Origin of the sequence: Citrobacter sp. RHB36-C18, assembly GCF_013814485.1 — a bacterium.
Taxonomy (GTDB): domain Bacteria; phylum Pseudomonadota; class Gammaproteobacteria; order Enterobacterales; family Enterobacteriaceae; genus Citrobacter; species Citrobacter braakii.
This window is the reverse complement of record NZ_CP057125.1, coordinates 2467490-2480208: the sequence shown is the minus strand read 5'-3', so window position 1 is coordinate 2480208 and position 12719 is coordinate 2467490. Positions and strand designations below refer to the sequence as shown.

The following is a 12719-nucleotide window of genomic DNA, read 5'->3' as shown; positions in this document are numbered from 1 at the left end:
TATTCAGCGCCATATGTCGATAAACTAGGGATATTAGGGAGGGTGCCATTACCCTCCAGGACCAGGAAAGTCTTCAGGATATGGCTATGAAAAAACTGTTGTTAGTGTGTCTGCCGGTACTACTTAGCGGGTGCAGCGTGTACAACCAATTTGTCGAGCGTATGCAAACGGATACGCTTGAATACCGCTGTGACGAAAAACCGCTTACCGTGAAGCTGAACAATACCCGTCAGATGGCGAGTTTTGTTTATGATAATCAGCTATTGAACCTCAAACAGGGCGTGTCGGCATCAGGTGCTCGCTATACCGATGGTATTTACGTCTTCTGGTCTAAAGGCGACGAGGCAACGGTCTATAAACGAGACAGAATTGTGCTAAATAACTGTCAGTTACAGAACCCGAAGCGTTGAGATTTTCACCTGGGCGGCGCACAATAGCGTCACCCACTGACAATCCGTAGCCAACATCATGTCTGATAACGACGAATTGCAGCAAATCGCGCATTTGCGCCGTGAATACACGAAAGGCGGTCTCCGCCGCCGCGATCTTCCCGCCGAACCCCTTGCGCTGTTCGAGCGCTGGCTGGGGCAAGCCTGTGACGCCAAACTGGCCGATCCCACTGCGATGGTCGTTGCTACCGTCGATGAAAACGGTCAGCCTTATCAGCGTATCGTGTTGCTCAAACATTATGATGACAAAGGGCTGGTGTTCTATACCAACCTCAGTAGCCGTAAGGCACATCAGATTGAGAAAAACCCACGCATCAGCCTCCTGTTTCCCTGGCATACGCTGGAACGGCAGGTGATGGTGATCGGCAAGGCTGAGCGCCTTTCCACGCTGGAAGTGGTGAAATACTTCCACAGTCGCCCACGTGATAGTCAGATTGGCGCCTGGGTCTCTAAGCAATCCAGTCGGATCTCCGCGCGCGGTATTCTGGAAAGCAAATTCCTCGAACTGAAGCAGAAGTTTCAGCAAGGAGAAGTTCCACTGCCCAGTTTCTGGGGAGGCTTTCGCGTAAGTATTGAGCAGATGGAGTTCTGGCAGGGTGGCGAAAACCGTCTGCACGATCGTTTTTTATACCAACGCGAAGATAACGCGTGGAAAATTGATCGCCTGGCCCCCTAAAGATGCAAAATTCTTGTTTTAAGCGCTGGTGCTGAACAATCCGGCGCTTTATTCTATGTTTCTTTCGCATCAGGCGAAAAGTCGTGTACCGGCTAAGGTGCAGTCGTTTTATACATGGAGATTTTGATGGCAAGCAGTAACTTGATTAAACAATTGCAAGAGCGGGGGCTGGTGGCCCAGGTGACGGACGAGGAAGCGTTAGCAGAGCGACTGGCGCAAGGCCCGATCGCGCTCTATTGCGGCTTCGATCCTACCGCTGACAGCTTGCATTTGGGGCATCTGGTTCCATTGTTATGCCTGAAACGCTTCCAGCAGGCAGGCCATAAGCCTGTCGCACTGGTGGGTGGCGCAACCGGTCTGATTGGTGACCCGAGCTTTAAAGCCGCCGAGCGTAAACTGAATACCGAAGACACCGTGCAGCAGTGGGTGGATAAAATCCGCAAACAGGTTGCGCCGTTCCTCGATTTCGACTGTGGCGACAACTCGGCGATTGCTGCGAACAACTATGACTGGTTTGGCAGTATGAATGTACTGACTTTCCTGCGTGATATCGGCAAACACTTCTCCGTTAACCAGATGATCAACAAAGAAGCGGTGAAGCAGCGTCTGAACCGTGACGATCAGGGGATCTCGTTTACCGAGTTTTCTTACAACCTGCTGCAGGGTTATGACTTTGCCTGCCTGAACAAACTGCACGGTGTTGCGCTGCAGATTGGCGGTTCTGACCAGTGGGGCAATATTACTTCGGGTATCGATTTGACCCGTCGCCTGCACCAGAACCAGGTGTTTGGTCTGACCGTTCCGTTGATCACTAAAGCTGACGGCACGAAATTCGGTAAGACGGAAGGCGGCGCTGTGTGGCTGGATCCGAAGAAAACCAGTCCGTACAAATTCTACCAGTTCTGGATCAATACCGCCGATGCGGATGTTTATCGCTTCCTGAAATTCTTCACCTTCATGGACATTGAAGAGATCAATGCGCTGGAAGAAGAAGATAAAAATAGCGGTAAAGCGCCGCGCGCCCAGTATGTTCTGGCTGAGCAAGTAACGCGTCTGGTTCACGGCGAAGAAGGGCTGGTAGCGGCAAAACGTATTACCGAAAGCTTGTTCAACGGTAATCTGAGCGATTTGAGCGAAGCGGATTTCGAACAGCTCGCGCAAGATGGCGTGCCGATGATCGAGATGGACAAAGGTGCCGATCTGATGCAGGCGCTGGTGGACTCCGAGCTGCAACCTTCTCGCGGCCAGGCACGTAAGACTATCGCGTCTAATGCGGTGACCATCAACGGTGAGAAGCAATCCGATCCGGAATATTTCTTCCAGGAGAGTGATATCCTGTTCGGGCGCTACACCTTACTGCGCCGTGGCAAGAAGAACTATTGTCTGATTTGCTGGAAGTAAGATTTAGTTAGCAGGGGCGTGGGAAACTACGCCCCTTTATTTTTTCAGGGTTGTGGTAAGTAAAATGAAGAATATCCTCGCCATCCAGTCCCACGTTGTTTTTGGTCATGCGGGCAACAGTGCAGCAGAATTTCCAATGCGTCGTCTTGGCGCAAATGTCTGGCCGCTGAATACCGTTCAGTTTTCTAACCACACACAGTACGGCAAATGGACCGGTTGCGTTATGCCGCCGAGTCATCTGACTGACATTGTCCAGGGCATTGCCGATATCGATAAACTCCAGACTTGTGACGCAGTACTGAGTGGCTATCTTGGCTCGGCTGAACAGGGCGAGCATATTCTGGGTATTGTACGCAAAGTAAAAGCGGCCAATCCGCAGGCGAAATATTTTTGTGACCCGGTGATGGGCCATCCGGAAAAAGGGTGTATCGTCGCGCCGGGCGTAGCGGAGTTTCATGTACGCCATGCGCTTCCAGCCAGCGATATTATCGCCCCGAATTTGGTTGAGCTCGAAATTCTGTGCGAGCATGCGGTGAACAATGTTAATGAGGCCGTTGCGGCAGCGCGTGAACTCATCGCTCAGGGACCAGAGATTGTGCTGGTGAAGCACCTGGCTCGCGCGGGTATCAGCGCAGATCGTTTCGAGATGCTGTTAGTTACTGCTGAACAGGCATGGCATATCAGCCGACCGTTAGTCGATTTTGGCGCACGTCAACCGGTTGGCGTAGGTGATGTCACCAGCGGCTTATTGTTGGTTAAACTGCTGCAGGGCGCGTCTTTACAGCAGGCGCTGGAGCACGTGACGGCGGCGGTGTACGAAGTGATGATTGCTACCAAAAAAATGCACGAGTATGAGCTGCAGGTTGTGGCTGCGCAGGATTGTATCGCGAAGCCTGAACACTACTTCAGCGCGACGCAGCTGTAAGCAATGCCCGATGGCGCTCACGCTTATCGGGCCTGCGTTTGGCTGAAGGCCGGGTAAGCGCAAGCGCTTCCCGGCAACAACAATTAATTTAACCCTTCTGCTTTCAACGCCGCGGCAACCGCCGGACGTTCAGCCATACGCGCCATATACGCATCGATATTACTTAACCCTGCCATATTCAGCTTAACCGCATAGGCCCAACGCAGCACGGTGAACAGATAGGCGTCCGCAATGCTGAAGCGCGAACCGCAGATCCATTGGTTATCTTGCAGCGCGTCGTTCACATACTGCATTTTTTTCTCCAGCAGCGCGCGAACGGTTGGCTTGAAGTCTTCAGGCGTATCGGGACGGAACAGTGGGGTAAAGCCTTTATGCAGTTCTGTCGCAATGTAGTTAAGCCATTCAATGGTTTTGTAACGGGAGAGGCTGCTGGTCGGGGCAAGGAGTTGACGGTCTGGAACGGTGTCCGCCAGGTATTGCATGATGGCGACGCCTTCGGTCAGTAGCGTACCGTCATCCAGCAGCAGCGCGGGAACTTGCCCTTTTGGGTTTACCGCGAAAAAATCATCGCCGTTTTCCAGACGCTTCTTCATCAGATCAACACCATCCAGCGTGAAATCTTTACCGCTCTCACGAAGTGTGATGTGGGAAGCAAGAGAACAAGCGCCCGGTTTGTAGAACAGTTTCATCGGTAACTCCTTTTGGCTGAGGTATATCGTATGGTAGTGCTAGCTCAGGCAAAAAAAAAGCCGCTAACACCAGTTAGCGGCCTGAAAAAGAGTTTCCCTGAGAATTACGCTGTCGCGGCCTTAGAGGCTTTCTCATTGACGTCATCGTCCTGAGTCATACGATTCAGCTTCGGTGCCGTCAGCAGCATCAGAACAGCGATAACAGCCGTAGCAACACCAATCTGCAGGAACACACGACCGTAGACTTCAAGGGACATCAGCGGGTCAGTGACGTTCTCTGGTACAGCCATCATGTTGGCTACGTAACCACCGATGATGTTTGCACCTGCAGTGGTCAGGAACCAGCTACCCATGATGAAGCCCATCAGGCGTTGCGGAACCAACTGAGCCACCATTGCCAGACCCAGACCGGAGATCATCAGTTCACCGATACTTTGCAGACCGTAGCAGATGATCAGCCAGTTAACGGAAACGATGCCCGCATCGGTAGCGAATTTAGCACCCAGCGGCAGGATCAGGAACGCACCGGAACACAGCACCATACCAATCGCAAACTTGGTTGGCATCGGCAGGGTATCGCCCATCTTGTTATAGATAGCGGCGAGGATTGGGCTACCAATGATGATCCAGAACGGGTTCAGTGCCTGGTACTGCTCAGGTTCGAAAGCAATGCCAAGAATAGAGTGCTCAACGTTACGAATCGCGAAGAAGTTCAGTGAGGTCGGCATCTGGCTGTACAGCACGAAGAAGATAATCGCTTCCAGCATCAGAATGAAGGCGACGATCATTTTACGACGCGCAGCACCGTGCATGGTGAATGCTTCTTTACCGAAGATAAACACGATACCCAGAGCAATGACGCCCAGAACCATACGTGCGATCTGCTGGTTGTGCAGCAACCAGGTTGCAATCGCGATCAGCACCACGACGCCAACAATAGTCAGCAACAGGTTACGGAAGTTGATCGGCTCAAAGTCAGGTTTAGAACCGTACTGTTTAACCCAGCGCTGACAGAATGCGAAGTTAACAACGGTAATCAGCATACCCACGACGCTCAGAGCGAACGCGGTGCTCCAGCCGTAATGCGCAGCCAACCACGGTGTTGCCAGCATAGAGAAGAATGAACCGATGTTGACGGACATGTAGTACATGGTAAATGCACCATCAAGACGCGGGTCATCTTTGGCATAGCAGGTAGAGAGCAGGGATGATGGGTTTGCTTTAAACAGGCCGTTACCGACCGCGATGGCCGCCATGCCCATATAAACGATACCCGCATCGTGACCAGACCATGCTACCAACGCATAACCGATGGCCAGGACAACGGCACCCAGCATAATGACACGTTTTGTACCCAGAACTTTATCACCTAACCAGCCGCCAATGGCAACCAGACCGTACACCAGGGCGCTAAAGGACGAGAAAAGGGTGATGGAATCCGCTTCTGACATACCCAGTTGTTTAACCAGGTAGACGGCCATAATTCCTTGCAGGCCGTAATAACCAAAACGCTCCCACAGCTCAATAGAGAAAATGAGATAGAACGCTTTTGGTTGTTTGAAGGCGTTTAAACTCACGCTTTCTGTTGGTTTATTGTTTGCAGTAGACACTTTTACCTCTTTTTTTACATCCCATATCAACGGGGGTGTTCAGGCACGTGATGAGTCAAGTTCATCCGTCCGATTGTTATAGTGGGAGGGGAAACGGCAAGTAATGTTCACTATCTTGACCATTCAGACAAGTGGTTTGTAATAATCTGTTACATATATCATGACTGGTGAAATCGTCGGGACTGTGAAATGTTATCTAGCGTTAAATTTCTTCATTTGAAAAATGGCAGATTTTTACACTGTTTAATCAGGGTAAAAACCGCAATGTGGCGATATGTTCTGCTATTTGCGCTTGAATCCAGTGATATAGGCCATTATCTGAAAAATAGCCAGTGTAATGTTTTGTTTAGAAACTGTTCAGTTAGGTCATCTGATTGTCACTTTAACTAAAAAATAAATATTTTTTAACATTGTGTTATCTGGATGATCTGGATCACGTATAGATAGAAATTTCTTTTACTAAAAAAACGATTAACCTGCTCAGGTGTTAATTAACAAGAATATTGCATTAGATATGCGCGGTTGAACGGCATCATTGTCGGGAAAATAAACTCAGGGGAGTGCATAACTAATCGTTATGTTAGCGAGGGGCAAGCAGTATGCCCCGGCAGCATCAGATATCGACTTTCTCTTTGAATTCGCAAAGATCTTCGATAATGCAGGAACCGCAGCGCGGCTTTCTGGCTATACAGGTGTAGCGGCCATGAAGAATTAACCAGTGATGGCAATCGACTTTAAATTCACTGGGTACAACTTTCAGCAGCTTCTCTTCAACCTGCTCAACGTTTTTACCCGGGGCGAACTGGGTACGATTACAAACGCGAAAAATATGGGTATCTACGGCAATAGTGGGCCAGCCAAAGGCGGTATTTAACACCACATTAGCCGTCTTTCGCCCAACCCCGGGCAGGGCTTCTAATGCGGCCCGGTCTTCAGGCACTTCGCCATTATGTTGCTCCAGCAGAATGCGGCAGGTTTTAATCACGTTCTCCGCTTTGCTGTTAAACAAACCGATTGTCTTGATGTAGGACTTAACCCCTTCAACGCCAAGCTCCAGCATCGCGGCTGGCGTATTGGCGATGGGGTAGAGCTTAGCCGTCGCTTTATTGACGCTGACATCGGTGGCCTGCGCGGAGAGCAAGACTGAAATCAGCAGTTCGAACGGCGATGTAAAATTTAGCTCGGTTGTCGGATGCGGATTGTTCTCACGCAGGCGCGTCAGTATTTCCAGCCGTTTTGCTTTGTTCATTACACATTCCCTGTTTCACCAGCCGGACTGTCCGTGACAGCCGCCTCGGCACGACGTTTCTTCATTTTCTCATCAATCAGATACTTAACAGCCAGCATCAGACCCAGGCCAATAAACGCGCCTGGTGGCAGCATGGCCAGCAGAAACGGCGTATCGGTATGAAAGATCTCAACGCGCAATACTTTGGCCCAGCTACCCAACAAACCGTCTGCGCCATCAAAGAGTGTACCGTTACCAATTATTTCACGTAGCGAGCCCAGAACAAACATGGCGCCAGTTGCGCCCATGCCGATGGAAAAACCATCGAGTGCGGATAGCGCAGGGCCTTTTTTGGCTGCGAAGGCTTCAGCGCGGCCAACAACAATACAGTTGGTCACAATCAGCGGGATAAAGATGCCCAGAGACTGATACAGGCCAAAAGCGTAGGCATTGATCAACATTTGCACCGCGCTCACCACGGAGGCGATGATCATGACATAAATCGGAATACGTATTTCAGGCGGTGTCCAGCGACGAAGGGCAGAAATCGTCAGGTTCGTCAGCGTCAGGACGAGCGTAGTCGCGAGTCCCAGGCCCAGCGCGTTAGTGGCGGTCGAGGTGACGGCCAACAGCGGACACATCCCGAGTAACTGCACAAGCGCGGAGTTATTTTTCCATAACCCTTGGACAATAACGTCTTTAATTTCGCTCATGGTTTATTCTCCACAGGCGCTAAGTTGAGGAAGTTGCGCGGGCAGCGTCTGCGCATACAAACCGGCGCGTTTTACTGCATTAACTACCGCACGCGGCGTAATGGTTGCGCCAGTAAACTGGTCAAAGTCGCCGCCGTCTTTTTTCACCGCCCAGTGAGCGTCGTTACCCGCAGCGATCGTTTTGCCGCTAAAGTGGGTGATCCAGTCGGACAGTCGCAGTTCGATTTTATCACCCAGCCCAGGCGTTTCATGATGTTCGGTCACCCGCGTACCCAACACGGTACCCGAAAAATCGACACCAACCAGCAGTTGAATAGCCCCGGAATAACCATCTGGCGCTGTAGCTTCAAGAATTGCTGCAACAGGACGATCGTCCTGGCGGGCAATATACACTCGGTGAGTGCCTTTGCCCAACGCCTGCGCATCGACCAGATAACAACTTTCGGACAAGTTATTATTGTAGCGATCGCCTGGCAGAACCTGATCGAACAGCGTTTTTTGCTGCAGCGCGGCCTGTTCATCAATGGTGGACTTGGTTAATTGATTGATTGCCGCGGTTAACCCCGTCGAGCCCGCTGCAAACAGCGCCAGAGTAATACCGTGTTTACGAATCGTTTTCAGCATAGGGAGTCCTTAGCGATGTCCGTACACGCGAGGGCGGGTGTAATAATCAATCAGGGGAACCGTGATATTTGCCAGCAATACGGCAAAAGCCACGCCATCAGGATAACCGCCAAAACTGCGAATCAACCACACTAACAGGCCCGCAAGTGCGCCAAAAATCAGGCGGCCACGGTTGGTTGTTGATGCTGTAACGGGATCGGTAAGAATAAAGAATGCACCCAGCATGGTCGCGCCGGAAAGTAGGTGCAACTGAGGCGATGCCAGCGAATCTGGCGAGAAAATCCAGCCTAAAGTGGCACAAACGGCGAGCGACAGCAGGAAGCTAACCGGGATATGCCAGCGAATCGCTTTCTGCCATAGCAACACGACGCCGCCCACCAGCCAGGCAAGGTTAACCCACTGCCAGCCAGCGCCTGCAAGCATGCCGCTGTAGATTGGGTATTGCATCACCTGCTCAACAGTACGTCCTGCATGCAGCGAAGTCTTAAAGGTATCGAGAGGTGTTGCCTGACTGATACCATCAATACCCATACGCAGCGTGTTCATATCCCCGCCGCTGGCGGTATGTCCGCTAAAGATAACGTTCAGGGCGTCAAAAAAACCAGGCACAGTCGCCGCAATTTCATGCGGCGGCAGCCAGCTTGTCATCTGTACCGGGAATGAGATAAGCAGCACCACGTAACCAATCATGGCGGGGTTAAACGGGTTCTGACCGAGGCCGCCATATAGCTGTTTAGCAATGATAACGGCGAATACCGTACCTAAAACTACCATCCACCAGGGGGCGAGCGGGGGAATACTCACGGCCAGCAGTAACCCGGTGAGCAACGCGGAGTTGTCTTTTAAAATCGCGGCAATGGGTTGTTTGCGCAGTTTAAGCACGCCCGCTTCGGCGGCGATAGCGCTGATGGCGGCCAGAACTATCTGGAACAACGTACCCCAGCCAAAGAACCACAGCTGAGCGGCGATCCCCGGCAATGCAGCCAGTAATACCAGCATCATGATACGCGATGTCTGGCGCTGGTTATGGGTATAAGGGGAGCTTGCTATTCTGAATACCATTTATTCCTCGTTTACAACCTGCCGCTGGGCGGCTTTCTTTGCCTGAGCGCGTGCAATAGCGGCCGCGACGGCGGCTTTACGCGGATCCACCGGTTCGACTGTTTCCGTAGCCGTCTGCTGCTCGAGCTTGCGAGCTTTGGCGCGGGCGATAGCCGCTTCCACGGCGGCTTTACGCGGATCCACCGGTTCGGCTGTTTCCGTTACGGTTTCCTGTTCAAGCTTGCGAGCTTTGGCGCGGGCGATAGCCGCTTCCACGGCGGCTTTACGCGGATCCACCGGTTCGGCTGTTTCCGTTACGGTTTCCTGTTCAAGCTTGCGGGCTTTGGCGCGGGCGATAGCCGCTTCCACGGCGGCTTTACGCGGATCCACCGGTTCGGCTGTTTCCGTTACGGTTTCCTGTTCAAGCTTGCGGGCTTTAGCACGAGCGATTGCCGCTTCCACTGCGGCTTTACGCGGGTCGACCTCTGTGCTGTTGCCTCCAGCTTGGGGAGGGTTTTCCATCCGGGTTGCGCGAGCTTGCGCCTTACGCGCCTCGCGTGCGGCAATCACGGCACTATTGTCAGGTTTTTCGCCAGCCTGAATGACTACCGGCTGCATTGCCTGAGCCTGCTTTTCTTTTACGCGAGCCAGCGCGGCGGCAATGGCATCATGATCTTTAGCCGCAGGCTGAACGGCAGCGCTTTTGTGACGTTCAAGACGTGCTGCTTTTTCACGTTCGAGTCGCGCCTGTCGGGCTTCAAATCGCGCTTTCGCTTCAGCGGCACGTTTTTCTTCCTGACTAATGGCATAAATCTCGGCTTTTTCCTGACGGAAATACTGAACCAGTGGAATATTGCTTGGGCATACCCAGGCGCAGGCACCGCATTCAATGCAGTCCGCGATATTGTGCGCCGTTGCTTTGTCGTGCTGCTGCCCTTTACTGAACCAATAAAGCTGTTGCGGCAGGAGATCGGCCGGACAGGCATCGGCGCATGCGCTACAGCGAATGCAGCCTTTCTCTTCCGGTGTTTCTCCCATTTCACTGGCAGAGGGCGCCAGAAGACAGTTGGTTATCTTCACCACCGGTACATCCAGCCACGGCAGCGTAAAGCCCATCAGCGGCCCGCCCATAATCACCATCTGGTCGGCGGAAGGGCAGAAGCCCGCGTCGTTAAGCAGATGACGAACCGGCGTGCCTAAACGCGCCCAGACGTTGCCCGGACGGCTGACGGCTTCGCCGGTCAGCGTCACGACACGCTCGGTAATCGGTTCTCCGTCAATCACCGCACGTTTAATCGCGTAGGCGGTTCCAACGTTTTGCATCAGCACGCCGATATCTGAAGAGCGTCCCCCGTGCGGAACCTGCTTGCCGGTCAGGATTTGCGTTAACTGCTTGGCCCCGCCTGACGGGTACTTGGTGGGGATCACGCGTAAGCTGATATCGTGTGAATCAGCCAGCACCGCGCGCAGCATGGAAATTGCCTGTGGCTTGTTATCTTCAATGCCCAGTAGAATTTCGCGTGGCTGAAGAATATGCGCCAGGATGCGGATACCTTCGACGACCTGCGCCGCGCAGTCCTGCATCAGGCGGTCATCAGCCGTAATGTATGGCTCGCATTCAGCAGCGTTAATGATCAGCGTTTCAATTTTATCTCCGCCGCCCTGCAGCTTAACGCCGGTGGGAAAACCCGCGCCACCCAGTCCGGCGACGCCGAACTGGTGAATACGTGCGATCAGCTCTTCCCGGCTGCGGGAACGGTAATCGGCCCAGCCGTCTCGCTCAATCCAGCGATCTTCGCCATCGGCGTCAATAATAACGCTCAGCTCAGCTAATGCCGATGGATGTGCAGTAGAATGCGGGGCAATAGCAACAACGGTGCCTGACGTTGGCGCATGTACCGGAAGCATTTTACCACGCCCAAGGGTTAACGCCTGACCACGCAGCACGGTGTCGCCAACGTTTACGCACAGCTCACCCTCCGCGCCAATATGTTGTTTCAGCGGAATAACAAAGCGTGGCGCCAGCGGAACCTGTCGCAGCGGCGTACCGTTCGACTGGGTCTTCATTTCTGGTGGATGAATGCCGCCATCAAAGTCCCAGATTTTGTTTTTTCTGAATGCAGAGAATAACTTAAACATGTTGTTCCACGGGAATGATGCGCACAGGGATGGTGTTTAAATCCCATTTCCAGCTATCAGGTGTCTCGGCCACCGGGCGTAATTCGATACATTGCGTCGGGCACGGATCAACGCACAGGTTGCACCCGGTGCAGAGATCGCTCATCACCGTGTGCATGGCGCGGGTCGCGCCCACGATCGCATCAACCGGGCAGGCCTGAATGCACTTTGTACAACCGATACAGTTATTTTCATCAATGACCGCCAGCATACGCACGGGGGTAACATCGTGTTCATCACCATCAATCGGCTGCGGGTCGACGTTCAGCAGGGCGGCAATTTTTAACATCACCGCTTCGCCTCCGGGTGCGCAACGGTTGATTTTTTCGCCCTGAGAGCCGATCGCTTCAGCGTAAGGATGACAGCCCGGATAGCCGCATTGTCCACACTGGCTTTGCGGGAGAATTTCATCAATTTTCTCCACGACAGGATCATCTTCGACGGCAAAACGTCGTGAGGCGTAACCCAAAATAGCGCCGAACGCCAGACCCAGTAGACTCACTGCGGCAACGGCAATCCAGATAGCATTCATTACAACTTCACCAAACCACTAAAGCCCATAAAGGCCAATGACATTAAACCAGCGGTAATCAGCGCAATCGCATTACCGCGAAACGGAGCAGGCACGTCCGCCACGGCGAGGCGTTCGCGGATCGCGGCGAACAGTACCATCACCAGTGAGAAGCCGACGGCGGCGGAAAAACCGTATAGCGCCGACTGTAAAAAGTTATGACCGAGGTTGATGTTCAGTAACGCCACGCCTAATACCGCGCAGTTAGTGGTGATCAGCGGTAGGAAGATCCCCAGCAGGCGGTAAAGTGCAGGGCTGGTTTTGCGTACAACCATCTCGGTAAATTGCACGACGACGGCGATGACCAGAATAAAAGCCAGCGTACGCAGATAGATGAGATTGAGTGGAATGAGGATCCAGGTGTCAATCAGCCATGCGCAGATGGATGCCAGTGTCATGACAAACGTCGTGGCAAGGCCCATACCCATTGCGGTTTCCAGTTTTTTGGAAACGCCCATAAACGGGCAGAGCCCCAGAAACTTGACCAGTACAAAGTTATTGACCAGTACAGTTCCGACAAACAGCAGCAGGTAATCAGTCATTTTTCGGCCTGAAATAAAAAAGCAGCCTATTATCTGACAATCTACAACAGGCGACAACAGGTTAACTGTAGG

Annotated in this window: 13 protein-coding genes; 4 read left to right on the top strand and 9 right to left on the bottom strand. The window is 52.6% G+C overall.

Features of this window, described 5'->3' with window-relative positions:
- The first annotated feature begins 80 nt into the window (after nt 1–80).
- The 4 genes from mliC to pdxY all read left to right on the top strand — a co-directional run bounded on the left by mliC (nt 81) and on the right by pdxY (nt 3451).
- Entirely contained in the window at nt 81–410 is a 330-nt protein-coding gene (gene mliC / locus HVZ52_RS11785) for a C-type lysozyme inhibitor (protein ID WP_085951051.1), read from the top strand.
- Nucleotides 411–468: 58 nt separating this feature from the next.
- Nucleotides 469–1125, top strand: coding sequence for a pyridoxamine 5'-phosphate oxidase (gene pdxH, locus HVZ52_RS11780; RefSeq protein WP_181598266.1), 657 nt, complete (start codon nt 469–471; stop codon nt 1123–1125).
- A gap of 126 nt (nt 1126–1251) precedes the next feature.
- Nucleotides 1252–2526: a tyrosine--tRNA ligase gene (gene tyrS, locus HVZ52_RS11775; protein WP_047500530.1), complete on the top strand. Its 1275-nt coding sequence runs from the start codon at nt 1252–1254 to the stop codon at nt 2524–2526.
- Nucleotides 2527–2590: 64 nt separating this feature from the next.
- Nucleotides 2591–3451, top strand: coding sequence for a pyridoxal kinase PdxY (pdxY, locus tag HVZ52_RS11770; protein WP_019076734.1), 861 nt, complete (start codon nt 2591–2593; stop codon nt 3449–3451).
- Nucleotides 3452–3534: 83 nt separating this feature from the next.
- On the opposite strand, the gene gstA is transcribed toward pdxY, so the two are convergent.
- The 9 genes from gstA to rsxA all read right to left on the bottom strand — a co-directional run bounded on the left by gstA (nt 3535) and on the right by rsxA (nt 12647).
- Entirely contained in the window at nt 3535–4140 is a 606-nt protein-coding gene (gstA, locus tag HVZ52_RS11765; protein WP_016153002.1) for a glutathione transferase GstA, read from the bottom strand.
- Between the two features lie 104 nt (nt 4141–4244).
- Nucleotides 4245–5750, bottom strand: a complete 1506-nt coding sequence (gene dtpA / locus HVZ52_RS11760) for a dipeptide/tripeptide permease DtpA (protein WP_016153003.1) — start codon at nt 5748–5750, stop codon at nt 4245–4247.
- Nucleotides 5751–6363: 613 nt separating this feature from the next.
- Nucleotides 6364–6999: an endonuclease III gene (nth, locus tag HVZ52_RS11755; protein ID WP_016153004.1), complete on the bottom strand. Its 636-nt coding sequence runs from the start codon at nt 6997–6999 to the stop codon at nt 6364–6366.
- Nucleotides 6999–7691, bottom strand: coding sequence for an electron transport complex subunit E (locus tag HVZ52_RS11750; protein WP_016153005.1), 693 nt, complete (start codon nt 7689–7691; stop codon nt 6999–7001). Before HVZ52_RS11750 ends, nth begins: the two co-directional genes overlap by 1 nt.
- Nucleotides 7692–7694: 3 nt before the next feature.
- Nucleotides 7695–8315, bottom strand: a complete 621-nt coding sequence (gene rsxG, locus HVZ52_RS11745; protein WP_016153006.1) for an electron transport complex subunit RsxG — start codon at nt 8313–8315, stop codon at nt 7695–7697.
- A 9-nt stretch (nt 8316–8324) separates the two neighbouring features.
- Nucleotides 8325–9377, bottom strand: a complete 1053-nt coding sequence (gene rsxD / locus HVZ52_RS11740) for an electron transport complex subunit RsxD (RefSeq protein WP_094169213.1) — start codon at nt 9375–9377, stop codon at nt 8325–8327.
- Nucleotides 9378–11495, bottom strand: coding sequence for an electron transport complex subunit RsxC (gene rsxC, locus HVZ52_RS11735; RefSeq protein WP_181598265.1), 2118 nt, complete (start codon nt 11493–11495; stop codon nt 9378–9380).
- Complete coding sequence (gene rsxB, locus HVZ52_RS11730) at nt 11488–12066, bottom strand: electron transport complex subunit RsxB (protein WP_006684670.1); 579 nt, start codon at nt 12064–12066, stop codon at nt 11488–11490. Before rsxB ends, rsxC begins: the two co-directional genes overlap by 8 nt.
- A complete protein-coding gene (gene rsxA, locus HVZ52_RS11725) occupies nt 12066–12647 on the bottom strand; it encodes an electron transport complex subunit RsxA (protein WP_003029144.1) in 582 nt (193 codons plus the stop codon). Before rsxA ends, rsxB begins: the two co-directional genes overlap by 1 nt.
- Nucleotides 12648–12719: the final 72 nt, after the last annotated feature.